Origin of the sequence: Citrobacter sp. S-77 (assembly GCF_963864895.1) — a bacterium.
In the GTDB taxonomy this organism is placed as follows: domain Bacteria; phylum Pseudomonadota; class Gammaproteobacteria; order Enterobacterales; family Enterobacteriaceae; genus Citrobacter; species Citrobacter murliniae.
Map to the genome: position 1 here is coordinate 99,602 of NZ_CAWLWU010000001.1, position 25,047 is coordinate 124,648.

22 protein-coding genes and 8 pseudogenes are annotated in these 25,047 nt (G+C 43.7%); 19 read left to right on the forward strand and 11 right to left on the reverse strand.

All coding sequences use genetic code 11. The annotated features are described in order from the left end of the window. The first annotated feature begins 750 nt into the window (after positions 1-750). Complete coding sequence (locus tag AACS05_RS00560; protein WP_045450016.1) at positions 751-2,505, forward strand: tannase/feruloyl esterase family alpha/beta hydrolase; 1,755 nt, start codon at positions 751-753, stop codon at positions 2,503-2,505. 287 nt (positions 2,506-2,792) lie between these two features. On the opposite strand, the gene AACS05_RS00565 is transcribed toward AACS05_RS00560, so the two are convergent. Beyond that, positions 2,793-2,996, reverse strand: coding sequence for an HHA domain-containing protein (locus tag AACS05_RS00565; RefSeq protein WP_045450051.1), 204 nt, complete (start codon positions 2,994-2,996; stop codon positions 2,793-2,795). A gap of 62 nt (positions 2,997-3,058) precedes the next feature. After that, positions 3,059-3,418, reverse strand: coding sequence for a hypothetical protein (locus tag AACS05_RS00570; RefSeq protein ID WP_045450017.1), 360 nt, complete (start codon positions 3,416-3,418; stop codon positions 3,059-3,061). A 271-nt stretch (positions 3,419-3,689) separates the two neighbouring features. On the opposite strand from AACS05_RS00570, the gene AACS05_RS00575 reads away from it, so the two are divergent. Both AACS05_RS00575 and AACS05_RS00580 read left to right on the forward strand, forming a co-directional pair. Next, on the forward strand, positions 3,690-3,881 hold the full coding sequence (locus AACS05_RS00575) for a hypothetical protein (RefSeq protein ID WP_045450018.1): 192 nt from the start codon (positions 3,690-3,692) through the stop codon (positions 3,879-3,881). Positions 3,882-3,941: 60 nt separating this feature from the next. Next, positions 3,942-4,553, forward strand: coding sequence for a DUF2913 family protein (locus AACS05_RS00580; protein WP_045450019.1), 612 nt, complete (start codon positions 3,942-3,944; stop codon positions 4,551-4,553). Here the strand turns inward: AACS05_RS00580 and AACS05_RS24900 are convergent. Next, positions 4,550-4,646 (reverse strand): annotated as a pseudogene (locus tag AACS05_RS24900) (hypothetical protein); the annotation flags it as partial. The gene AACS05_RS00580 and the pseudogene AACS05_RS24900 overlap by 4 nt on opposite strands. Before the next feature lie 20 nt (positions 4,647-4,666). Between AACS05_RS24900 and AACS05_RS00585 the strand changes: the two are divergent. Beyond that, positions 4,667-5,323, forward strand: a complete 657-nt coding sequence (locus AACS05_RS00585) for a M91 family zinc metallopeptidase (RefSeq protein ID WP_045450020.1) — start codon at positions 4,667-4,669, stop codon at positions 5,321-5,323. An 81-nt stretch (positions 5,324-5,404) separates the two neighbouring features. Here AACS05_RS00585 and AACS05_RS00590 read toward each other — a convergent pair. Next, positions 5,405-5,524, reverse strand: a pseudogene (locus AACS05_RS00590) (Rpn family recombination-promoting nuclease/putative transposase); the annotation flags it as partial. Between AACS05_RS00590 and AACS05_RS00595 the strand changes: the two are divergent. Next, positions 5,484-5,693: a hypothetical protein gene (locus AACS05_RS00595; RefSeq protein ID WP_032262535.1), complete on the forward strand. Its 210-nt coding sequence runs from the start codon at positions 5,484-5,486 to the stop codon at positions 5,691-5,693. The pseudogene AACS05_RS00590 and the gene AACS05_RS00595 sit on opposite strands and share 41 nt — an antisense overlap. Positions 5,694-5,721: 28 nt before the next feature. On the opposite strand, the gene AACS05_RS00600 is transcribed toward AACS05_RS00595, so the two are convergent. The 4 genes from AACS05_RS00600 to AACS05_RS00615 form a co-directional block, all read right to left on the reverse strand. After that, positions 5,722-6,369, reverse strand: coding sequence for a hypothetical protein (locus AACS05_RS00600; protein ID WP_045450021.1), 648 nt, complete (start codon positions 6,367-6,369; stop codon positions 5,722-5,724). Then, the gene (locus AACS05_RS00605) at positions 6,357-6,692 is read right to left on the reverse strand and encodes a hypothetical protein (RefSeq protein WP_045450022.1); all 336 of its coding nucleotides are present in this window, start codon (positions 6,690-6,692) and stop codon (positions 6,357-6,359) included. Before AACS05_RS00605 ends, AACS05_RS00600 begins: the two co-directional genes overlap by 13 nt. A gap of 179 nt (positions 6,693-6,871) precedes the next feature. Further along, entirely contained in the window at positions 6,872-7,114 is a 243-nt protein-coding gene (locus tag AACS05_RS00610; RefSeq protein WP_223307042.1) for a hypothetical protein, read from the reverse strand. A 68-nt stretch (positions 7,115-7,182) separates the two neighbouring features. Next, entirely contained in the window at positions 7,183-7,425 is a 243-nt protein-coding gene (locus tag AACS05_RS00615; protein WP_190284588.1) for a hypothetical protein, read from the reverse strand. Between AACS05_RS00615 and AACS05_RS24905 the strand changes: the two genes are divergently transcribed. The 11 genes and pseudogenes from AACS05_RS24905 (at position 7,394) to AACS05_RS00665 (ending at position 18,164) form a co-directional block, all read left to right on the forward strand. After that, positions 7,394-7,555, forward strand: coding sequence for a helix-turn-helix domain-containing protein (locus AACS05_RS24905; protein WP_404842387.1), 162 nt, complete (start codon positions 7,394-7,396; stop codon positions 7,553-7,555). The genes AACS05_RS00615 and AACS05_RS24905 overlap by 32 nt on opposite strands. Then, a pseudogene (locus AACS05_RS00620) lies at positions 7,479-7,985 on the forward strand (hypothetical protein); the annotation flags it as partial. The gene AACS05_RS24905 and the pseudogene AACS05_RS00620, both read left to right, overlap by 77 nt. 32 nt (positions 7,986-8,017) lie before the next feature. Beyond that, entirely contained in the window at positions 8,018-9,250 is a 1,233-nt protein-coding gene (locus AACS05_RS00625; RefSeq protein ID WP_045450023.1) for a phosphoadenosine phosphosulfate reductase, read from the forward strand. Further along, a complete protein-coding gene (locus AACS05_RS00630; protein ID WP_045450024.1) occupies positions 9,235-9,873 on the forward strand; it encodes an IbrB-like domain-containing protein in 639 nt (212 codons plus the stop codon). The genes AACS05_RS00625 and AACS05_RS00630 overlap by 16 nt, the downstream gene beginning before the upstream one ends. A 699-nt stretch (positions 9,874-10,572) precedes the next feature. Continuing rightward, positions 10,573-10,743: a hypothetical protein gene (locus AACS05_RS00635; protein WP_190284586.1), complete on the forward strand. Its 171-nt coding sequence runs from the start codon at positions 10,573-10,575 to the stop codon at positions 10,741-10,743. 9 nt (positions 10,744-10,752) lie between these two features. Then, a complete protein-coding gene (locus AACS05_RS00640) occupies positions 10,753-10,998 on the forward strand; it encodes a hypothetical protein (RefSeq protein ID WP_052369312.1) in 246 nt (81 codons plus the stop codon). Positions 10,999-11,086: 88 nt separating this feature from the next. Beyond that, positions 11,087-11,232, forward strand: a pseudogene (locus AACS05_RS00645) (site-specific DNA-methyltransferase); the annotation flags it as partial. Positions 11,233-12,369: 1,137 nt separating this feature from the next. Beyond that, a pseudogene (gene tnpA, locus AACS05_RS00650) lies at positions 12,370-12,776 on the forward strand (IS200/IS605 family transposase). 130 nt (positions 12,777-12,906) lie between these two features. After that, positions 12,907-13,122, forward strand: coding sequence for a DUF4222 domain-containing protein (locus AACS05_RS00655; RefSeq protein WP_045450025.1), 216 nt, complete (start codon positions 12,907-12,909; stop codon positions 13,120-13,122). 1,965 nt (positions 13,123-15,087) lie between these two features. After that, on the forward strand, positions 15,088-16,839 hold the full coding sequence (locus AACS05_RS00660) for a ShlB/FhaC/HecB family hemolysin secretion/activation protein (RefSeq protein ID WP_081918252.1): 1,752 nt from the start codon (positions 15,088-15,090) through the stop codon (positions 16,837-16,839). A 68-nt stretch (positions 16,840-16,907) separates the two neighbouring features. Beyond that, on the forward strand, positions 16,908-18,164 hold the full coding sequence (locus AACS05_RS00665; RefSeq protein WP_045450027.1) for a two-partner secretion domain-containing protein: 1,257 nt from the start codon (positions 16,908-16,910) through the stop codon (positions 18,162-18,164). A 203-nt stretch (positions 18,165-18,367) separates the two neighbouring features. Here AACS05_RS00665 and AACS05_RS00670 read toward each other — a convergent pair. Continuing rightward, positions 18,368-19,008 (reverse strand): annotated as a pseudogene (locus AACS05_RS00670) (Tn3 family transposase); the annotation flags it as partial. Positions 19,009-19,578: 570 nt separating this feature from the next. Here AACS05_RS00670 and AACS05_RS00675 point away from each other — a divergent pair. Then, positions 19,579-19,932 carry a hypothetical protein gene (locus AACS05_RS00675; protein WP_144243115.1) on the forward strand — a complete coding sequence of 118 codons (354 nt, stop codon included), beginning with the start codon at positions 19,579-19,581 and terminating at the stop codon, positions 19,930-19,932. A 602-nt stretch (positions 19,933-20,534) separates the two neighbouring features. Further along, positions 20,535-20,865: pseudogene (locus AACS05_RS00680) on the forward strand (IS3 family transposase); the annotation flags it as partial. 103 nt (positions 20,866-20,968) lie between these two features. On the opposite strand, the gene AACS05_RS00685 reads toward AACS05_RS00680, so the two are convergent. Further along, positions 20,969-21,232, reverse strand: a complete 264-nt coding sequence (locus tag AACS05_RS00685) for a hypothetical protein (RefSeq protein ID WP_045450029.1) — start codon at positions 21,230-21,232, stop codon at positions 20,969-20,971. Positions 21,233-21,897: 665 nt separating this feature from the next. On the opposite strand from AACS05_RS00685, the gene AACS05_RS00690 reads away from it, so the two are divergent. Continuing rightward, on the forward strand, positions 21,898-22,245 hold the full coding sequence (locus AACS05_RS00690) for a hypothetical protein (protein ID WP_144243116.1): 348 nt from the start codon (positions 21,898-21,900) through the stop codon (positions 22,243-22,245). Between the two features lie 492 nt (positions 22,246-22,737). On the opposite strand, the pseudogene AACS05_RS00695 reads toward AACS05_RS00690, so the two are convergent. Further along, positions 22,738-25,022, reverse strand: a pseudogene (locus tag AACS05_RS00695) (efflux RND transporter permease subunit). Between the last annotated feature and the right edge of the window lie 25 nt (positions 25,023-25,047).

Consider the following 25,047-nt stretch of genomic DNA (forward strand, 5'->3'; position numbering starts at 1 on the left):
TATCCCTTTATAAAACCCCCCGATCCGTGCAAATCTGTCACTCCATACCCCCGCCCACCACTGAAAAGCGACGACGCCCCGGCCCAAAGGGCCGGAACTACATCGCTTTTAATGATGGATGATGTAACTAAACTTCTTCGTTGCTGTCAGTAGTGCTGCTGGCAGTTTGTCATACACGCCCGTAAGCGGCCCTCACGGCCCGCTTACGCGGAGATACGCCCCGACTGCGGGTAAACCCTTGTCGGGACCACTCCGACAGCGCACATCAACACCTGAGCCGTATGACCGCGGATTATGGCTTTACAGGGAGGGGGGGGGTTAATAGCGATCTTCTATCGATCAACCGGCTACGCCGGGCTACGGCGCCATTCAGCGACAGTGCCATATTTATCATTTGCTGGCGCCTCCATGCCGCTTTGCGGCATCAGGGTAATTTTTCTGTCAAAATAATGACAGATATTGTTGAGGAAAGTACCTTGAAAAAGAGATAAAACACTTACCGGAGCTAATAAATTCCCGGTGTATAGACCAGAGTCAGGTTTACGTTATCGAATATGTTGTTCATGTCCAGAAAGTGAGTGAGATATTACTATATCCAGAGTGCAGCCAGTAAAACCATATCCCCTTCCTTTTGTTCATTGGCTTCTAAAGTAGAATATAGCCCACTCCATATTTTTTTCATAATTGTTTGTAATTATATAATGAGGCGATGTGATGTTTTTATCTCATCATTTCACAAACGGAGTATATATGAATAAAAAATTGAATTGGTTTATACCATTAACGATACTTACTGGCTCACTCATATTTCCTGTATCCGCATTATCCGCGAATCAGTTCTCCTCGGCTACACCAGCTTCCACCAACAACTATGAAGATTTGCCAGGAATAACTCCTGTCACTGATTGCTCCACGCTACTACAAACTGATTTAACCTCTATTGCTGGGGAAGGAAGTCAGGTCCTGAAAACAACTCTGGATGAAAAACGTAAAGTTTGCATTGTTACAGGACGTCTGGCTCCTCAGATTGGCTTTGAGGTCCGTTTGCCAACAGAGAATTGGCGCCAGCGTTCTCTGCAGATTGGCTGTGGTGGATTGTGTGGACGAATATCAGATGAAATCGGTGCAGCTGACGGATGTTCCCATATAACAGATGGTTCTTTCGTTACTTCAGCAACAGACATGGGGCACACTGTTGCCGATGGCTCTTTTGGCAAAGATTCGCAGTTACGAACGGATTTTGCTTACCGCAGTGTCCATCTTACCTCTCAGGCAACCAAAGCTTTAATCACAGCATTTTACGGGCAAAACGCCAGATATGCCTACTTTACCGGGTGCTCTGATGGCGGACGGGAAGCATTAATGGCAGCGCAACGATATCCTGATGATTTTGATGGCATCATTGCAGGGGCTGCGGCGATGAACTTCCAGACCCAAAATGGAGTATATCATCCCTGGCTGGCACAGGTTAACACTGATAATGACGGTAACCACATTCTACTTGCGGATAAACTAACGCTGATTCATAAGGCAGTACTGTCTCAGTGTGATGCTCTTGATGGCGACAAAGATGGTCTGATCAGTAATCCTCTTTCCTGTAACCCTAATCTGCAGCATCTTTTATGCCCGTCCGGGCAATCTGATACCAGCCAGTGTCTTACTGCTCTGGAGCTGGACGTACTGAATAAAATTTATCAGGGGCCAAAAGACCCTCAAAGTGGTTTATCTTTGCTTGCCGGTGGGCCATTGCCAGGGTCTGAATTAGCCTGGGAAGGTATTTTTATCCCTAAAAGTAAAAAAGGCTCTCTATTCAGTACTAAAATTAGCCAGGATGCTAATGATGTGCTGTTTACAAAAGAAGATACGCCAGAGAAATTTGATTTACGCAGAATAAAATTTGATGCATCATATTTTGACAAATTGAGTAAGCTGCATCGTTTTTATGATTCAACGAATCCTGACCTCCATGCATTCTATCAACGTGGTGGAAAATTAATTCTGTGGCATGGACTGGCAGACCAACATATCAGCCCTTTGAACACGATAAATTATCATCTTGCTGTTCAGAAAAACATGGGGAAGACAGTAACCAGCCAATTTGAGCGGTTGTATTTGCTGCCAGGAGTTTATCATTGTGGTGGTGGTGAAGGGCCCGATAGTATTGATTTACTCAGTCCTATGATGGCATGGGTGGAAAAAAATACCCCCCCTCAGGAAGTATTGACTGCACAGCATAATAATAAAGATGCAGGGACATTCGGCCAGCCAACATCGTTGATAGTTGCCAGGGAATCACAGTCATCAGAACATGAGGGAAAAGAACCATCCGTAATGCAAGTTCGCCCCGTTTACCCATATCCGGAAGTCGCAGTATATAATGGACATGGAGACAGAAATATCCCTGAAAATTATCATCCTGTTAATTTTTATAAAACAGATAATTTAACCCAATGGTTGGGATATAAATTCTTCTCTCCCTATCAGTTTTTAAATTCCTCCGACTGACATTCTCCCCGTCCTGAATAGGGCGGGGAGTCCTGCGACACTCTGGCGCTAAACAATGTACGCGAGAAAAATCGCCTCCCATCGGATTCATATCACGTAACCCTTTGGGTGTGATTGTCGTTTCCCGCTCCAACCTTAAGCGTTCACTGACCGTAGCCTGAACGGAACAGATCCCAACGACAGTAAGTATCAACGATGAAATAGTGAGCTGAAATAGTTCCGGGTACGGGCAAAAGTCACTTTTACCAGGATAAACACAGGGGCGAGGTCGTTGCCCCATCTTTAGTCTATTTCACAAATTTCCACACACCAGGCGGGACTTTGTCATACAGTTTTCCCATTGTCAGCTCCGCCAGACGATGATCCACAGCTGCGTAAAAATGTTCAAGTTCAGAATCTGAAAGCGAATATTTATTTTTTTCAATAACCTTTTCCAGCGTTTCCCCGGAAGTACAGCGCCTCAATCGTAAAACCCATTCATTTTTGGTCATTTTTTCTCTGCAGATTAAATTTATTGTTTTAAACTCAAATATTTGAAATTCCGGATGAGTCATCAACGGGCTTTTCGTTGACGGATACTCATTCTATTAAATAACGTGTAGATACTAAAGCACAACAGTGCTGAAATACCATATATCCAGAGGATGGGTATTTCGTTATAAAAGCGCGTCATTTGTTCTGAAGAGTTAGCTACTTCCCTGACCATAGTTAAAGAACTATCAAAAAACGCATCAAATGGTGCCATCAGCACATATATGAAAAAAGCATTTAATATATACATCATTTTTCCGGACAGATCAGGACCATCAAGAGTTGAATACTGAGATATGAAGATGAGCCAGGTTGAAAACACCAAAAAACACAGGAGTATATATGTCGTGACACATATGGAGACAGACTTAAAATCTTTCATAATAACTTCCTTTTAAAAATCATGATCGCTTAACCAGAAATCATCATGGTTGATACATAATATATTATAAAAAAAGGAGCAAAGCCACACTTGTAAAATAAGCTGACTGAACTCCGAATAATATATCTGATCTTGTTGTTATATTACTGAAACGGACAATATTTACTGTCACATCAGGCGAAAGATTTCAGCTAGTCTGACTACGCTTTTACCGATACTATTCCGACAGGGAAGATAAACGGACCGTCATAAACACAAAAGGATAAACTGTATGTGGATACTGATCTTCTGGCTTTCAACACCGTTCACGGGCTCGTCGACTGTGGCTAAACAGCCAACGCTGGCCGTTCATTCGCAGGAATTCGGCAACGAAAGAGCATGCAAGGATGCGCTGACAGCCATGAATAAAGTCAACGTTGGTGAACTGAAACTACGTGGTGTATGTGTGCCCAAAGGTGAATGATACTTTTGTTTTTATTACACTATCTGTCAGAGAGTTAAAGTATCCGGAGTATTACCTGCAGTGACACTAACAGAAAAATCAGGACATATGGCATGGTGCGCGCTGGTCGCCCTGGCTCTCGCCAGACAGGATGGTGGAGTGCCATCACCGGCGCAGGAAAATCTCTTTCTCACCCGCTGGCTGGCAACAGCTCTGAAGCAAAGACGTTTCTCACGTGATGTTACACCCGACATCGAGTGGATGCTGAAGCAGGGCCGCCAGCTGGGCGTCCGGGCAAAGCTGGCCAGCAAGCTGGATTACCTCTGGCGTTCCTGCACCGGCGAGTTGTCTGAACGGAATGATCTGTTCCGACTGACCTATGCCCTGGAAACGGCGAAAGATATGGACTGGAACTGCTGTCTGCTGAGCGACAGGGAATGGTCTGGCCGGCATGCTGTTACCCTGAAACCTGGCGTAAACGGGATTTATCTGTCCCGGACAAACCTCGATGTCGCTTTTGACGACAGTGGCCAACAAATAAATCCACTGACAGCACGTCTGAGCGGTAATGTGGCTGGTGTGGTGAAGCTGTTTAACCGGTGTGGCTGGCAGGCAGAGCCTGAAGGGGATGCTTCCCTGCCCTGTCAGTTTACTTTGACAGCCAGACAGGGGGGCCCAGAAAAGTATAATTAGTGACAGAGCTGCACCAGGTCTTCTTGTCAGACCGGTCATTTTCATGACGGTATTGCGATTAATACCGTTCCGCAGCATGGTTCTGGCAACTTTTTAAATTTAAAGGAAACCACATGAAAAGACCTTCACTTGCACCACTTAAATTTCAAACAATTAAGTCACGCCATATTGATAGAAATGAGTTAATTTGTAAGGAATGGGTTAACAATAAACATATCAGCATAATATGCACAAACGAAATAAATGGGACCCGTTTCAAATTGGCGTTAAATAAATTGAGCGGGACGGTTATTGGTAAAGAGTTAATTAAAACTCTTAACATTTTAACCACGTTCAAGAATATAAACATCCTCATTGATATTAATAGCAGTAATACTGGTGTCGTGCCTGATGATATTGATGACGCATCTAACTTTCGAGGGTGTGGTTCTACTTTAATGATTAACTTCAATCATGATGGCATCACTAGAAATGATGGTATATCTGCGCAAGATAAAGATTGCATAGTGTTATTTCATGAGCTATTGCATGTATATCACAATGCTGTTGGTGAAAAAGTCAGGATAATCAGTAACAAAAACATTTACTCGCCAAATCTTCATGAAGAAGCAAGAACGGTCGGGCTAGGGTCATTTAGAAAAGATCTCATGACAGAGAATAAATTAAGAGAAGAAATGGGCTTGCCTCGAAGAAGTACTTACTATTCAGTTAATGATCACGATGAGATATTGACCTTCAGGGGAACATTCAACTTATTTCCTATAAGATAGTTAAGGAATCCTTTATCCGTGGGGCTCTTCGTAACATGATTAGGCTGTAAAGCCGATTATCGAGGGGATACTGGAGAACAAGATAGCCCGCAGCTCTGCGGGCAAATGCAAATCCATAAAATCACGGGCAATGTCCGGCTGTGTCAGGAAATGCCTGAACATGGCATCGTGTGGAGTGGGTGTGGTGCTTTTCTTTTTCATTGTGTCTACGTTTTCACACAGCCTCATGATGCGCCAGCTGGTTGCCCTGCTGAAAGAAGTTGGCGAAGCGGGTCAGCACGATGATTTTACAGAAGATGTAGGTTTCGGGGTTATAACAGTCGCCAAGGCCATGACAAGTCGCAGCCGTCAGGCTGCCTACATTGAATAATGTGAGTCGCTGACGCCGGAATTCTTTACTACGAATTAGTATTGAGGCGAGCGGCCAAAACAATATGCTGCATATCCTGGTGCGTCGGCTTAAAGCCCAGACGCTCTAGGTTTATTTCAGCAACCACATCATCTGGGCCACCCCAGATAGTATCGCCAGCCTGTTCCAGTAGGTCGAGTTCGCCACAATAAGCTTCAGGCTTACCAGCGGCATTTAGCTGATACTCCAGTTTTTCCCCATGAATTTTCATGACGTTAATCAGCACGTCATTCCCCAGAGCCATATAGAGCCGGATATATATGCCGCCAGCGGTCTGCTGCGTATCGCTTACAACGACACCATAATGTGCCATGATTAGCCGGTATACGTGCTGGGACAGTTTTACTGCCCTATATTCATCGCCGACAAATGCACTGATAACCTGCGGAATACGATCAGGAAAACCCTCTGGAGCTTCCAGAGCAAACTCAAGCATATAGTTTGCGGAAACTTCATTTGACTCGATATGACGCAAGTAAAGACGTGCTTGTTCGCCGATGTCTTCAAGAATGACCTCGTGCTTAAAGCCTGCGTCGTCAGTGATGTTTGCTAATTTTTGGTAGGACTGGCCCGGTTCATTGAGATCGTCAGGCCAGATTAATTTTTTATCATGTTCACATATTATCAGTGGTGACATGCCAGATTGCTGTGCTCATTCCATTGAAAAAATTCTATCGCGCGGCGGCTGAAATCAGCCAGATTCACCGATTTTGATAGCTCGGTTTCTTTCTGTTCGATGCATTTCTTACGGCCATCTTCTTCAAACTGAACAACAACCAGCGGCACAACATGGTCGCGACGGGTTGCTTGCTGCCAGTTTTCATGCACCACGATCAGCATCGGACGCTTCTCGCGGGTATTATTTGAACGTACTTCGAATTTACCCTGAACGCCGGGTATGCAAAAACTACCCAAAAGAGCATAATTATCAGCAATAGTGAATGGTGAATGAGTGATCATTGGCACCTCCGCAAATTCAAAGTATTCAGTAAGATGGCGGAAACCCTTGACGCGCAAGTGGTTGACGCTTACGTCAGTAAGCCTCATAGAAATATTCGGACAATAATATTGTTTACGATTTCAGCGGAGTTAGTATAGGAAAAGCCATTCCTCAGGATGGCTTTTCTCGTTTCAGAACGTCAGAAAACAGGCCGTTCTGTGGGCGGCAGGCGCAGTGCTTGTCGTATCTGGTCGACCATGTCCAGAAAATCCCCTTCTTTCTGCAGGAAGAACAGTTCTTTATGCACTCTGATTAGCGTCGGTAAATCGCGGCGAGCAGCCTCAATGAAGAGGGCGCCATGCGGGCTAGGTAGCTGTGCGGCGCGCAATTCAAGCAGGGGAACACCGTTAGAGGTCCGTAACCGAGCCGGCTCGAAAGCCATTCACTTGCTCCTCCTGAGGCTCAGTAGCTGATTAGCAAAGAAGATATTCCTCATTTTATCATTCGACATCACGGATATCCGGGGATTTTGGCATCGAATCTATGGAGCATAATATCCGGGAAATACGGCTTGACCAGATGCGCCTTATATCCCCGCTCTTCAGGCTTGGGATATAAGATGCTGTTTTCCACCTGACTGTTTTTGTTTAAAATACCAGCCATGAAACGACTACAAGCATTCAGATTCCGGTTAAGACCAAGTGAACAGCAGGAGCGTGAAATGAGGCGCTTCGCCGGAGCCTGTCGTTTCATTTTTAATCGTGTGCTGGCTCTCCAGAATGAGAACCATGAAGCTGGAAACAGATATCGTCAGTATCCGGAGGGACGACCTTCACAAAGTCACCACGACAGTCAGCAAAAAACACACCATGATAATCATTGAGGACTTGAAGGTGAAAAACATGTCAAAGTCCCAAGCGGGTATAGTCAGCCAGCCGGCACGTAATGTCCGGGCAAAATCAGGCTTAAACCGTTCGATACTGGACCAGAGCTGGTATGAAATGCGTCGCCAGCTTGAGTACAAGCAACGCTGGCGCACCATTCAGCGCGGCGCATACTGTGGTCATACGGCAAAAGAATACCGCCAGTCACAGAGCACATTGGTCTGTCAGGTTTATGGATACACAGCGAACGCCAGTGTAAATGGTGCCCGCAATATTTTAGCGGTGGGACACGCCGTAATTCGTGTATCTGCGCGTTCATCATCTACGCCGAAATGTGTTTTGGGGCTATCGACCAGCTGGCCTGTCTTTTGCAGTCATCGCTTACTGAAAGCCGGTGCTGGCATTAACGGAATTTATCTAACAACATAAGCTGTATTCCTCTGCATAAAATAAGACAAAAGATGAGTGATAATTTTTTGACAGAGAAAATCCCGACCGGAGAGAATGTTCTGCGTGCTGCAGTGGGGCGTATTGAGTGGATTTTTGAAACATTTCCATCAATATGCCTTTCCTTCTCCGGAGGTAAGGATTCCACCGTGCTTTTCCACCTTGTGGCTGATGTGGCCCGCAGGAAGAGGCGTCGTTTCTCAGTATTATTCATTGACTGGGAAGCCCAGTATCAGTGCACCATTCAGCATGTTCAGAAGATGCAGGAGATGTACCGGGACGTGACGGACATATTTTACTGGGTGGCGCTTCCCCTGACCACGGTAAATGGTGTCTCTCAGTTTCAGCCGGAGTGGACATGCTGGGAGCCCGGTGTGGAGTGGGTTCGCCAGCCACCGGAAGAGGCTATTACGGATATGACGTATTTTCCCTTTTACCGGTATTCCATGACTTTTGAAGAATTTGTTCCGGGATTTTCTTCCTGGTTTGCCGGTAATAAATGTGGTGTGGCGGTACTGACCGGTGTCCGTGCGGATGAGTCCCTTAACCGCTTTATGGGTCTGGTGTCTCAGCGCAAACTGAGATATGCCGATGATAAACCCTGGACTACAGCATCGCCTGAAGGGTTTTACTACACCATGTACCCGCTGTATGACTGGAAAGCCCGTGATATCTGGGTGTATCACGCCAGAACCCGTGCCATCTACAACCCCCTGTATGATCTGATGTACCGTGCCGGCGTGCCGTTAGGCAACATGCGTGTCTGCGAACCTTTTGGTCCTGAACAGCGTAAGGGACTGTGGCTTTACCATGTTCTGGAGCCAGAAACCTGGGCCCGGATGTGTGAGCGAGTGTCCGGAGCTGCCAGCGGGGCCCTTTATGCCAATGAAAGCGGTGCCTATTTTGCCCTGCGTAAACGGATTTCAAAACCGGCTCATCATACCTGGCGCAGTTACGCGCTCTTCCTGCTGGATGTGATGCCGCAAAGAACGGCAGAACATTACCGCAACAAGATAGCTGTCTATCTGCGCTGGTATCATACTCGGGGCTTCCCGGATGACATCCCTGATGAACAGGATAATGATTTGGGCTGTCGAGATATTCCGTCCTGGCGCCGTATCTGCAAGACTTTGATAAAGAATGATTTCTGGTGTCGTACACTGTCCTTTAGCCCGAACAAACCCCAACGCTATGAGCGTTATCTGCAGAGAATGAAGGAAAGGAGGAAGGAATGGGGGATTCTGTAACACTGGATGTATTGACTGACCTGATTCGCCGGTATTTCAGTCAGGACAGACTGGAGGAAGAGACTGTTCAGGCTCTGAACCATCTGCGCAGGATACTTCATGAGGTCAGTCCTTTTGCACAGGAGCCGGTGGACTGCGTACTGTGGGTGAAGGCTGGTAAGGTAGTGTCAAACAATTACAACCCTAACGTCATGGCTCCTAGTGAGAAGAAACTGCTGAGACAGTCGCTGGAGAAGGACGGTTTCACTCAGCCGGTGGTGGTGTCGGAGGAGAAGGAACATTACCTGGTGGTGGATGGTTTTCACCGTCAGCTGCTGGGCAGGGATGCAGATACAGGAAAACGCCTGAAGGGATGGCTGCCAGTGGCCTGTATTAATCCGGAGAGAAAGGGGCAGGCAACACGCATGGCGGCAACCATACGTCATAACCGGGCCAGAGGAAAGCATCAGATTACCTCGATGTCTGATATTGTCAGAGACCTGTCACGACATGGCTGGTCGGATGAACGTATCGGAACCGAGTTGGGTATGGACCAGGATGAGGTGCTGAGACTCAAGCAGATTAGTGGGCTGACGGAATTATTCCAATCAGAAGACTGGAGTCCAGCATGGACGGTTCGTTAAAATATCTTTTGCGATAAAATAAGAATAGTTGCCTTGGGATGGTTATAGTAACAGTCCCAAGGTTACGGGTGATGTCGTTTACTGGTAATTTACTGTCACCAGAAATGTTACTTTCAGTCATCCGGCACCGGCACGTCGCTTTTCGGAAGCGACGTTTTCCAGGTCTGGCAACAAACTCAGGCGCATAGCTTCGCTAATAAGCAGAGTTAGCAGGAATTACAGGATGTGCTCCATTGCAAATGGAAGGGGGAGTAAGTCCAGATCGAGGAAAAAACCGATGAGCCCCAAAAAAAGATATCCTAGTTGACTCCGGAGCTGCTTTTATGTCGCAATAACCGCCGCAACAGGCCATATCTTATAAGGATTCAGGAATCCGGTTATTCATATTGTGTACCAACTCAAATGCAATAAAGAAGAATTGTAAAAAGGCTGCTGACGCGACCTTTTTTATTTACTACTTTAGACTCAGGATATATTTAGCTAGCAAGGCCCCTTAATCTCCGCTGGTTTTACTTATAACTGAGAGACATTGCGACTAACTTGCAGGGGGCAGTGCATCCCTGCAGATGGCTTCGGTTTTCCAACTTGCATTGAATTTTAACTTCTGCTCATTGCTCAAAACTGTCTGTCATGCCTGCTTAAAAAACAGGCTTAACGTAGGATATTTTCCGTTTTCCAAGTGGACCCCATGCTGTTCACGTGGCTGAACCGATGGATTTCCTCGATGTGTTGCCGACGTGTCTGGATATCGCGGTGGACGGCTTCAACGGTTGTCTGTTGGCGGATATCCTGGCGCCATATGGGCAATGTGTGAACCGTGGCGTGTCGGCTATGAGGCAAATATTTGTTTCGCTGGAGAGAGCACTCTGACGGTAGATTATGCCCCCCAGAAGTCCAGTCAGTGACGACGTCGCGGCTGAACTCATCCTGCACTATTGCTGTGAGGTGGAGCACTGGTTCGCGAAGCGAATATACAGTTATGCCCGGTACTTCAATGGCGAAACGGAATTGTACATCACTAACGAGCTGGTGTGGGGCGACGATGACCCGGAATGGATTATCAACAAAGTGGTGCTATTCGTTCCGCAGGATGCTGTTACGCAGGCCGTGGCGGGGTCAACATAGAAGTGGTGAGGCCGGGCAGCAGGCCCCTGAATCGGTAGTGTCTGGGAGGCAGGCGTGGGGTATGCTGTGTGTGGAGTTTCTGGATGAGAGACAGATAATTGATGCCAGCAGCCATCCGGGGGATTTGATCGATGGATAAAAGTTGCGATAGCACTTGGGCGTCGGGTTATAGGTGTTGAACTGGAAGAAATAAGATTTAATCAAGTTGCTAGAGGTATGAAGGAAAGTTTTTAATTTATTATTTTATTTGTGTTTAATGTTTTAATAAAATATAAAAAAATAATAACTTTACATAAGTTATCATTTGTTATTATTGAAACAAGTTCTTTCATCAGTATCATTCTATCTAAGTTCTGATGGGAGAGCTTTTATGGTTCGGTCAAGTTTGGCTCTGAATAATCAATTAATGCCAACTTAGCTCAGTAGGTCATTAGTTCGAATCCGGTAGTTGCACCATATGCAACCATCATATAATGGCTATTACCTCAGCCTTACAGGCTGATGATGAGGATTCGGTAACCGCTGTCTGCTCCAGATTTCTTTTGGGCAAATAGGGTGGCCTGAAAGAAATGTGAGGATCATTCCTGACCTCTCACAGGATTGGTTCTCACACACCTAAGCACTTGCGTTATTTTATTGCTCTTTAACTCATTTGTGGCATAGATGAACAAAAGTTTATGGGGATGGTTTTATTAACAGGCGTGAAACGCTCTTTTATCACACAACCTCTGTTTGTGGTTAAAACCAGCCGCAAACACTGTGCCACTACTTTTTATTGTAATCAAATGGCCTCTTGTTGTTACTCGGTATACGGGTACCTCGGGTTGAGAAAACGGTGAGACGCCATCTGAATGCAGTGAAGCTCAGAGTAATTTGAGGTAAATCAGCACTGCGTCTGTCCAAATCGTTACGAGCCCAGTTGCTGGCTAAAGCCTCTCTGAGAGGAGGAACCCGGCGCTGCATTTATTATTGAGGTATTCCCCAAGTGCGGGGAGGGTCGGGAAAAGTTCGTCCGAAGGCCACTGACATATCACCTATTCAGGCAGAAGATTTGTTTCGGGAGGCACCCGACACCTCATATTTAGTGCTGATACCACATATAGCAGGTGATAAAACCAATAATAAAATATATTTCATGCGCTTTTCGACAACCACCTCTCAAGAGGTGGATTTTTTTGTGCACAGAACCTCCCCAGCTAGGCTGGGGGTTCCGGAAAGCTTTCAGCTTTGAGCCAGTTATTAAAACCCCTTTTAATTTGTTAAAACACCTTGCGGTCTGGCAACTGCAAGAGTCAAACAAGAAATCAAAAGGGGGTCCCAATGAGGAACGAAAAGAGCTTAGAGCACACCCGATAGAACTATAAATATCACATAGTTTTTGCACCGAAATACCGAAGGCAGGCGTTCTATGGAGAGAAACGTAGAGCAATAGGCGGAATCTTGAGAAAGCTATATGAATGGAAAAACATACGTATTCTGGAAGAGGAATGTTGCGCAGATCATATCCATATGCTTGTGGAGATTCCGTCGAAAATGAGTGTGTCGAGTTTTATGGGATATCGAAGGGAAAGAGTAGCCTGATGCTGTATGAGCAGTTTGGTGATATGAAGTTCAAATAAAGAAACAGGGAGTTCTGGTGCCGGGGTTACGATGTGGATACGGTGGGTAAGAACACGGCGAAGATACAGGAATACATAAAGCACCAGCTTGAAGAGGGTAAAATGGGAGAGCAGCTATCGATCCCTTATCCGGGTAGCCCGTTCACGGGCCGTAAGTAACGAAGTTGGATGCAAATGTCAGATCGTATGCGATCTGTTAGGGCGCTGCTGGTAAACAGAGCCTTATAGGCTCATCAGAAAAACCTCCGGCTATGCCGGAGGCATATTTATTGTCTGTATATAAGTTAATATGTTTGACACGAATGACTTGCTGAATCCTCAACAACGATATAAAGATGATCGTGGCACACTGGTGACAATAGTTAGCGTTGAGGAAAAACATGTTATTTTTATGCGGGAGGGATACCCGCATCTATGTATGAGACCAATGTATAACTTTTTAGCAAAATTTAAGAGAATTTCCGAAAATAGTATGCTGCCTCAGCAAACGGGTGATCTATATTAAATCTGTTTTTATACTTTAGATAGGTTAGTTGATTCGGATTATATCCATTACCAAGGATTAGAAATGTTGTTAGCAGTTTGTTTAGCAAGATACGTAAACAAGGAGGAAATCAATGGGGATATGGATTGTGTTAAGCGGGATCCTTTGCTTATTTATTGCACACTTGGCAGATAAGTACTCGAGAAAATTGGTAGCAGACGCAATGATTTTCACGGGAATATTCATGATTGCACTCGCAGCTTTATTCTGAAAAAAGCCGCATTACCCTCAGCTCTAAAGTCTCCTTCGGAGATCTGCTTCATACATGTTCGGGGAACTCGTGATGACATATAACTATAACACCCTTAAGACAGACATTATTGCAACTCCTCTTTGAAAGACTGCAGGAATGTCGGTGATGAATACCTGAATCGTGAAAATCGATATCAGCTTTCATTATTAAAAACGCTGCACGCAGCAGAATTTCATGATTTCCAGATTCGCTGACCAACGCCATTTTTCAGCAAGATATACTACTTGCACGGGAGATAAGTCTGCGCACTCCGCCGAATGTCATCAATTAGCTGGCAGATATTAAAAGCGCTATCGAAAAGCTGATTCACCTTTTCTAAGCGGACAAATCCCACCAATAAAAAAGCACCAGTATCTCTACCAATACCCATCTTGCCAGTCAGGAGTGGTATTTGTTAGCATGTCTTCTTCAGTTGTACGAAGAGGTGGGCTGAAAGGGATATTTGATAATTCCCAACCAGACATGTGATGGTGGATATTTCAAAGCTCATTTTTCATTTATGAAAGTTACCTATGATGTTGGGGATTTACCCTTCCGGAGTTAATTCATCAACTGTGATATCGTTTTATTCATCATGATTAGTGGAAGTAGGGGGGGATTAAAAAAGCACTAATTTCATTATCATCTTTACTTGGTATAACTAGTTGCGATATTTAAGAATAAAATTAAACATGATGACAATGAGTCGAAATTTCCAAGTTATGCGCGCAATGTTTCAAGTGTTCTAGAAAACACGATCATTATCAGGTTAATTAAAATATTGAATGCCACTGTTTGTATTAAAACGACGAATCTGTATGGACTATTGGTTTTTTGTTCTGAATAAGAATCTCCTTTCTATTTTTTTTGTATAAAGTAGAAGAGGATGTAGAGAAAACAAACCCTCCGTTTATTTGTAAATTGATAGCACTAAATGTAAAGGCAAAACATTATTCTGAAAGCACGGCTTCAGTTAATTCTCTTCTGTGCCATGATGGGGCTATGATTTTCTGTCTCGTTTATGACTGACTGCATAATCATTACTAGAATACGTTTTAAATCGGAAAGTTTTATCTGGTTATAAAGTAAATTCAGTCTGTCAGGATTGGGAGTATATCATGAAACTTGTACAGCATACTAGATTATTGCACCCCGAAAGTAGTAAGTCGCAGGACTGGAATATATAGCCAACAAACATAAGGAATATTACCTATTAAATATTATGTATTATTAATGCATGATTGGTTTTTCCAATTATAAAATTAGATAAAAACAATCAATCGATACTTACTTTTTTAGGTGGAGTTATTTATTATTTGTATAAGATTAATGTCGAGATTTAATCACATGAATTCAATTCGTATATACACAGATAGTGTTCCAGCAAACGGTAGGGATAGAGGTTATTCCTGTTGGAAAGAGTCAATTCATGGCAATGCTTCATTATAAATGATCTGTTAGGGCAGAATCGAGACACTACACAATTTAATAAAAATGCTAAAGACACTGATAATTTCAGCAAACTGGCTAAGAATGTTACATGTATAGAGTGGTCTGAATAAATTACTCTATATGCAAATGATGTTTAGGAGCTGTATGGATACATCGGATCAATAAAGCTTATTTCGTTTATTAGATAAAACATTGTGCTGCCATTTATTATTTAATGTCTATATTTTTAGTATATAATCACCATGCCTACTAGCACCTATAAACCATCACGACAGGGAAAAACATTTATTTTTTCTTTAGTTGCTACTTTAGCAACTGAAGTTTATGCCTTGCCACTTAGCAGTGGTGAATTAAATAATCAAATAACAATCCCATACAATCATATGTCACAACTGCCTGTAGATAGTGGTGAAATAAAAATAATGGATGCCCATAATGAAAATATTCCTCATGACACTCAGGATGATATAACCATAAAGGTACGTTCAATTACTATAACTTCCGCACCAAAGGGGAGTGATTATGAGCGAGTTAATAATATAATAGAACGTATTATTAAATCATATATAAATAGAAATATTACATTTCAACAATTACAGAAACTAACTTCAGATATAACAGAGTTGTATCGTAAAAATGGTGCACTGCTGACAAGGGTAATCATCCCTCAACAGGATTTCTATAATGGGGAGGTTATACTCACTGTTATTCCTGGTGCGTTGGATGAGATTGTTATTAATAATCGCTCACGCGTAAACAATTATTTAATCAAATCACAAATACCTGAAGGATTAAAGTTCAGTGATGTTATCAGAAAGGATGATATAGACCGGTATGCCTTGCTGCTGAATGAAATTCCGGGAGCCAGCGCTCAACTTCATCTTTATCCTGGTAATAATCCAGGAACAACATCAATCCAGCTTGATATTGATGAAACAACTCGTTACAGCGGTATGTTCATACTTGATAACTATGGCAATAGAACTATTAGCAGGGAAAGATTTATAGCAGAGACTGGTATTTACTCTTTGGCAGGGCTAGGTGATTGGCTGGGGTTGGGATTAGTTGCCAGTAAAGGCAAGGGATGGGTTTCAAACCTATCCGTGGACTATTCATGGCTGTCGGGGTTTGATGCGTCCCGGTTTGGGATTGGATATAACCGTTTAGACTATAAATATTATTTTTTAGAGAACATTTTTTACGGTTATGCTGATACAGTAAATTTTCAAATCACACAACCAGTAATTCGTAATAGTGACCAATTTTCTACAGTATATACTGCTATTTCTTACTCCAGAATGGTTGATAAATATCCATGGTTATTTTCAGTATATGGTCAAAGTGCGGAGAAAATAGTGAGTAAATGGACAACCGGGATGGCCATGAGAACCAACTTTGGCAGAGCTGGGATATTAGGAGTCAATCTTGAAATAGTTAATGGTGAGACTGATTATCTGAACAAAGCTGCAGAGTTCTGGAATGGAGCTGATTTACGCCAGACTGGTGGATACTTTTATCAACTGAATGCCCGGATGGAACATACATTGGAGTTAAATGCGGATTATATTATTCGTAAAAGTATGACAGGGATGTACTCAAACAAAAATATAGATTCTTCACAGAAATTCGCAGCAGGTGGCCCGCTGGCTGTCAGAGCTTTTGATGCCGACGAAGTAATGCTTGATACAGGAATGATATGGAAGGCGGAAATTACAAGGAATATACCACTTCCTTCCCTTGAGAATATGACACTTTCTGGTTTTTATGAGTATAGCCATGGCCAAGTGAATCGAAAGAATAAAACTTTATCAGGAGATGTACTCACTTATAATAATTTTGTAGATATTGCAGCGGCAGGTATTGGAATTAATATCCCCAGCAAATCATGGGGCGACTTTTCTGTGTTATGGTCCCATCGCATGATGACAAAAGGTATACAGCTTGAAAGCTCGGATAAAAATAGAATTTGGTTATCCTATTCATTTAGAATGTAAAAGAAGGAGGGCAAATAAAAAATTATTTTAATAATTATCTCAAACTCTTCAAGTAAAGGAATGTTATAATGAAAGAGAAATTTAATAAAAAAAATCACTTTAAAACGAGTGTATTACTCAGTGCTGTTGCATCAACACTTTTTTATACATCTACATCATATGCATTTTTACCATCCGGTGGACAAGTGACATCTGGGTCGGGCAGCATCAGCGTGCCTTCACGTGGGCAAATGATTGTACAGCAAAACAGTGACAGGTTGGTGATTGACTGGCAAAGTTTTAATGTTGCTAAAAATTATGGAGTGACCTTTAAACAGCCGGGTGATAAAGCAATTGTTCTGAACCGTGTTGTGGGAAATGGTACCTCAAGCATAGTTGGTAATATCAGCGCCAACGGTCAGGTTGTACTGGTCAACCCCAATGGGGTGTTTATGAAATCGGGAGCGAAGATCAACAGCGCTGGTTTTATAGCAACAACCCGAACAATTAACGATACTGACTTTATAAATGGTAACTTAAAATTTACCGCTACTGATAAGACCAATACAAGCGTAGTTAATCAGGCAGCTATTACGGTATCAAATGGAGGTTATGTGGTACTGGCGGCCGATAATGTCACCAATGCTGGGCGGATCAATACACCATCAGGTAAGACGCTTTTGGCTGCTTCAAAAACTGTGTCCCTGGACGTGGAAGGAAACGGTCTTAAATCCTATCTGGTAGATGGTGATACTATCAATGCTATGGTCAGGAATAGCGGGCAGATCCGAGCAGTAAATGGACAGGTAAACCTGACTGCGTTAGGAAAAAATATGGCAATGAATGCCGTTATTAATAATACAGGCTACATTGAAGCCAGTGGTTTCTCCCGAGTTGATGGGAATGTCATCGTGGATGGAGGAGCCAGTGGACAGGTGAATATGTCGGGCCAAATCGTGGCAAACAATGCTCACGGTGACGGTGGGAACGTCAGGATCAACGGTAAACATATTACGCTGGACGATTACAATCATATTGATGTAACTGGTAGTAATAATGGAGGCTCAGTAGTTATTGGTCAGAAAGGGACACAAACGGTTAAGATGATGAATATGGCCTCTATTTCCGCATCGTCTCTCAATAATGGTAATGGTGGGGTTATCGATATGCACTCCGACGGTATGCTCGACTTCAGAGGTATTATTGATGCTCGTGGTGGTACAAAATCAGGTGACGGAGGGCTCGTTCAAATGAAAGCGAAAGACTATCAAACTGGGGAAGGTAGTGTTGACCTCAGTGCACCATATGGAAAAGAGGGCAATTGGATCCGCGATATTACTTTGTAAATAACTTTCTGCGCTGTAAGACAGAAAATAGATAATTCCATTGTGCCAGGTATTTCAGATACCTGGCACTGTAGTGGTCAACTAAAACTGGCTACCGCGTTAGAGTTTCTCCAGTATCGGTTTTGTACTACCCCTCTGTTATATTCATGCGGCCTGAGTGCACTGTAATAGTGGTTCGAGATCCAATGATGTTAAAAACCACGTTAAGAGACTAATTCATTGTTTATATTGAAATTTAATGGCCTTAGTTCACCCTTCAGAATATCTTCCGGTAACGAAAACGTATAATGACCCAGCATATTTATATGGCCATGTATCAGCGGCGATAATCTTGCCAAATGTTCTTCTCCAGGAGTTTCCCCCGATTTGCGAAGATGTGACAACGCCTCCTGCATGTAAAGCGTATTCCACAGCACAACTGCATTCGTCACCAGGCTCAGAGCACCCAGTTGATCTTCCTGACCTTCACGGTAGCGTTTTCTGATCCCACCGCGCTGTCCGTAGCAAATAGCCCGAGCTACGGCATGACGCCCCTCTCCCCGGTTGAGCTGGGTGAGTATCCGACGCCGCTACTTCTCAACAGTGAGCGAATGAGTTCTGAAGCATGAATGGTACCAAGCTTCAGTGAACCTGCCATTCGCATCATTTCATCCCATTGGGATTCTATTTTTGACAGCTCAACACATCCCCGGGCCAGTTCATCCAGGGCACCATAATGAGCCGTTTTATCTGCCCGCCAGAATATCGCACCACCTGCATCAGCCAGACGCGGAGAAAACTGGTAGCCCAACAACCAGAACAGGCCGAAAATGATATCGCTGTATCCTACTGTGTCCGTCATAAGACGTTGTAAACGTTTTGGTCGGCCTCATGTACTGAGCCAAGAACAGCGCCAGACCGTACTTGAACACCTGAAAACAGGCGCAAGGTAAGGAAAAAACAAAAACAAGATTGATCGTATTTTGTTCGATTGATTGGATTTAATATCTCACTAGTTATCGTTATATCCAGTTTGAAATATCCAACGATGATCTGCTCAGTCCTCTCGAGTCATCAACATCAATTGCTAACAATATGTAAAACACAAATCATAAAACACAAAAAACATACATATCTTTACAAAAAAATAAAATAGATAAGTTGTTAACAATCATTTTATTAGTACTATATAAATAAAATAAATCATATAATTATTTTAATATTGTCATAAATGGTTTTTAAAAACAGAAACAACATAGAATACGAGTAACTAAACTAATGTTAGATTGTATTTACATAATTCATCAACATGAAATGAGGTGGAGATTAACTATTAGATAATTTAAACCATTCGAATCTGATTCTGAGGGAAATCAGACTTCGGCTAAATACACATCACTTTTAAAACTTGATTTATTTATACAAGGATAATGTCATGTTAAAAAAAATTTTAATCACATCACTATCATTAAGTATGTTCAGTAGTGTTAGTTATGCAGGTGGTGAACCTTCATCTTATTACCCTAGCGTAGCGCCAATTTCTTGTGTTATGTCCACTTCAGCTAATCCATCATACATCTGGAATAATACCGAAGACTGTAACAAGGCAGTGACATCCGGATATGCGAAAGGTGTTCATTATAAGGGGAAATTTAAGTATGAGGATGGCTCTGAATCACTATTTAATGGTTTCATTACTCCAAGTCAAGGTTATACTCCACCTCATCTTCCCGGCAAAAAATTGGTTGCAATATTAGATGCAAGTGCGTCGTGGGCTAACTGGAATTAAAAGAGTTTGCCAACCGAGTATGATTCATAACCCCGTCCTCTATGACGGGGTTAAAATATAATCTAGAGCTTATTCTTTCTAATGCGCTGAAAAGGATAAATACAAGTAGGAAACAACTGATATGGTTCAGGAAAATTTGTAACATAGTAGGAATAGAATGGGAAATGTCAACTTCACCGGTGAATGAATACATAAACTTCATTTATAAAAATATTCATATTGCATTTGTTTTTATGTGCCTTCATTGCGCTAGTTATTCATAGATAAGATGCTTGACACAAATATACTAGCTACTCATTCCCGTAGTTATGTTATTTCTCTCTAAATGAAGCTTATGAACTGCATAACATGACAAGAAATCAACGGTACAATAGTTCAGTCAACGAAACACTATCGTGATTCTTCAAATATAGCCAAGCAACCAATACAGGTCGCTCATTTACAATGATTAAGTAATGAGAGAGCATGTGAACTGACGGCTATGTCGACTAACTTGCCTATACTGAGATGGATATTCTATCCGTAGATTTCCCGACCATCCTTAACCAGTAAACATCTGTAAGAGATCTCTACGCACTCGTCAAAAATGTAGTGAGAAGCCCGAAAAATATCGGGCTGAGTTCAGTGTTAAAGCCATGTATCGTGTGCTTTGCGTTGCCCGCAGCGGCTGGTATGCCTAGTGCTGGCGCCAGAAGTTCCAGCTCACCTGTGATTCGACAGTCCGTCAGGTATTTACTGAGGCAAAGCAGCGTTATGCTGCGCCCCAGCTGGTTGACGAACTACCGGAATACAATATCAAACCCATTGCTGGCAGCCTGCGTCGTCAGGGGCTAGGGGCAAAAGTTCAGCCCGGTCAGCTACTGTGAACACAGCCTGCCTATGTTAGAAAATCTGCTGAAACAGAATTTTAACTACAGTGTCCCAAACCAGAAGTAGGCAGGTAACATCATCTACTTACATACAGATGACGTCTGGCTGTATCTGGCGGTGTGTGGTTAACGGATGATGCGCAATGCACGCTCAGCGAGGCTTGGTATCAGTTACCGGTTATCAGGCTGGCCACGACGGAGGTTAACCAACGAAAGCGGTCTATGTTCACGGTAGCACTCAAGCAACCGGCGGCAGTGTCTGTCTGAGATCTCCAGCCGGCTGGCTGCAAATTATCAGGTGGGAGCCAGCTCTCCTGCTCAGTAGCGAACGTTTCAATTCGTGACTCGTCTGGCGTGTAACCATGTCCCTGCAGACGACGGGCCAGCTCTGCGACAAATGCACGACTCAACGGTACGCGTAAGCGCGCCATATCGGCAATCACCAGGAAATCTGCAGGGACGTTCTCTGCACACTCGAAAACGTTTTGATCGCCCTCATGTACTGAGCCAGGAACAGCGTCAGACCGTACTTGGACACCTGAAAACAGGCACAAGGGCCAGCTAGTAGCTCGCGAATTTAGAACCGCTTGGTGTAGCCGGGGCAGATAATTTTATTCGTGTTGAGCAGGATAATCATGGTAAAGGTAAGAAAAAAGTAACAACAAGGATTGATCGTATTTTGTTCGATTGATTGGATTTAATATCTCGCTACTTATCGTTATATGCAGTTTGAAATATCCAACGATGATCCGCTCAGTCCTCTGGAGTCATTAACATCAATTGCTAACAACATGTAAAATACAAATCATAAAACACAAAAATCACACATATCTTTACAAAAAAATAAAATAGATAAGTTGTTAATAATCATTTTATTAGTATTATTTAAATTAAATTGATTATGTGATTATTTTTAAATAAAAAATATTATCATAATTGTTTTTTTAATAAACACAACATAGAATACTAGTAAAAAAGAGGTGAAGACTAACTATTAAATAATTAAAACTATTCGAATCTGATTCTGAGGGGAATCAGATTTTGGCTAAATACACATCACTTTTAAAACTTGATTCATTTACACAAGGATAATGTCATGTTAAAAAAAATGTTAATCGCATCACTATCATTAAGTATGTTCAGTAGCGTTAGTTATGCAGGTGGTGAACCTTCATCTTATTACCCTAGTGTAGCGCCAATTTCTTGTGTTATGTCCACTTCAGCTAATCCATCATACATCTGGAGTAATACTGAAGACTGTAACAAGGCCGTGACATCCGGATATGCAAAAGGTGTTTATTATAAGGGAAAATTTAAGTATGAGGATGGCTCTGAATCAGCATTTAATGGTTTCATTACTCCAAATCAAGGTTACACTCCACCTCATCATGCCGGCAAAAAATTGGTTGCAATATTAGATGCAAGCGCATCGTGGGCTAACTAGTATTAAAAAAGTTTGCCAACCGAGTATGATTCATAACCCCGTCCTCCATGACGGGGTTAAAATATAATCCAGAGCTTATTTTTTCTAATGTGCTGAAAAATGATAGATACAAGCCGGAAACAACCGAAATAATTCAAAAAAGTTTGAACATAATAGGAATAGAATGGGGAAGGAATTCAATTTCACCGGTGAGGAGTACATAAATTTCATTTATAAAAATATTCATATTGCATTTGTTTTTATGTGTCTTCATTGTGCTAGTTGTTCATAGATAAGATGCTTGACACAAATCTACTAACTACCCATTCCAGCAGTTATCTTATTTCTCTCTAAATGAAACTTATGAACTACGATCACGGTTGTGATGGGTCTGCCCTGTTGTTGAGCTATCCACCCAATCAGCTCATCAATGATGTCCTGATGGTAATCATGTACTGATGACATATTTGCCTCATTACTGAGAGCGCATCATGTGATACGCTCTTACTGGAATTACGCTTTTTTACAGGTGAATTTTTCTACCACACTCATAACCGAGAAGTAGAAAACAGGGACAAAGAAGATGGCCAGTATCGTTCCACTGACCATACCGCCAAATACGCCGGTACCGATGGCATGCTGGGTTTCTGCGCTGGCTCCGCTGGCAATCATCAGCGGTACCACCCCAGCGTGAAGGCCAGAGAAGTCATCAGGATTGGGCGCAGACGCATGCGGGCGGCTTCCAGCGTTGACTCCAGCAGACCTTTGCCACTTTCATGCATTTGTTTGGCAAATTCCACAATCAGGATGGCGTTCTTTGCCGACAGACCAATGATAGTGATCATGCCTACCTTAAAGAAAACGTCGTTGGGCATATCCCGCATGATGACGGCCAGCACTGCGCCCAATAGGCCCAGCGGCACGACCATCATGACCGACAGCGGAACCGCCCAGCTTTCATAGAGTGCAGCCAGAACCAGGAACACGACCAGCATCGACAACACCATCAGCATTGGCGCCTCTGAGGCTGACTGTTGCTCCTGCAATGACAGCCCGGTCCACTCAACGGCAAAACCTTCCGGTAGCTGTTCAGCGAGTCGTTCCATCTCTTTTATTGCATCTCCGCTCGAATAGCCCTCTGCCGCACTGCCGGTGATTTTGATGGCCTGGTAGCCTTTATAACGTACCAGCAGCAACGGTGAGTTCTCCCGCAACGCCGCTTTCATAACGGTCAGTCATCGCCGCAAATTTGCGGTTAAACCAGCCGAAAAGCCACGCTTCTCATGGGCATTTTTATCAACTGACTTCAGCAACGTAGCGCATAATGCGGGTGTCAGACTAAGCGCCAGGAAAGCAGAGATGAGTATCGAGACCGCCATCGACAGCGTGAACTGCCGGTAGATAGCTCCGACCGACCCCGATGCCATTGCCATTGGAATAAACACGGCGCTAAGCACCAGCGTAATGCCAATGACCGCACCGGTTATTTCCTTCATCGCTTTTTGCGTTGCTTCTTTTGGCCCCAGCCCTTCCTCCGCCATGATGCGCTCAACGTTTTCCACGACCACGATGGCATCATCGACGATGATACCTATCGCCAGAACCATGCCGAACATGGTCAGCACGTTGATGGAAAAGCCCGACATCAGCATGACCGTGAAGGTACCCAGCAGGGCGATTGGTGCCACGATGGCGGGGATAAAGGTGTATCTGACGTTCTGTAAAAACAGATACATCACCAGGAAGACCAGCACCATCGCCTCAATGAAAGTGTGCACCACTTTCTCAATGGAGATTTTTACGAAGGGTGTGGTATCAAAAGGAATGGTGTACTGCATGCCCTGTGGCATCGCCTTACTCAGATCTTCAAGACGTAGCTTGATTTGTTCCGCTGTTCTGATGGCGTTCGCCCCAGGAGCCAGCTGGATCGCCGCACCCGTTGAGATTTGTCCATTCTCACGCGTGGAGAAGGTGTAACTTTGTGGTCCCAGTTCCAGACGGGCGACGTCAGAAAGCACCACTCGCGAACCGTCCCGGTTCGATCGTAACGTGATATTGCCAAACTCTTCAGGTGAACTGAGCTGGCCTTTAACCAGTAAAGGATAAGTAACCTTCTGGCCCGGCACTGCGGGGGAGTCTCCCGTTCGGCCCGGGGAAATCTGGGCGTTCTCTGCGGTTATCGCCTGGCTGACATCACTCACCGTCAGACTGTACTGATTGAGCCTGACCGGGTCTATCCACACGCGCATGGCTTTTTCCGCCCCAAACAGCTGGACGCGCCCCACGCCTTCTACCCGGCGTAGTTCTTCAATCATATTGCGGGAGAGGTAGTCGCTTAAATCACTTTCTGACATCTGCCCCTGTTTTGAAGAAAGCCCGACGATCATCAGGAAACCAGAAGAAGACGCTTCAACATTCAGGCCATTCTGGCGCACCACCTGAGGTAACCTGGGTTCGACAATTTTGATACGGTTCTGAACATCAACCTGAGCCAGATCCGGATCGGTCCCCAGCTTAAACGTGACCGTAATCGTCGCGGTACCGGTGGTATCGCTTGATGACTCAAAATAGAGCAGGTTTTTGACCGAAGAGAGCTCACGCTCAATCAGCGCCACAACGTTGTTATTCATCATCTCGGGCGTTGAACCCGGATACGTCGCATAAATGCTGACGCTGGGTGGGGCCACTGAAGGATAGCGGGCAATGGGCAATTTAGGGATAGCGATAATCCCGAACAGCACGATAAAAACGGCAATAACCCAACCGAAGACGGTGCGATTAATAAAAAACTGAGGCATCGGAAATCCTTAAAAGTGTAAATGC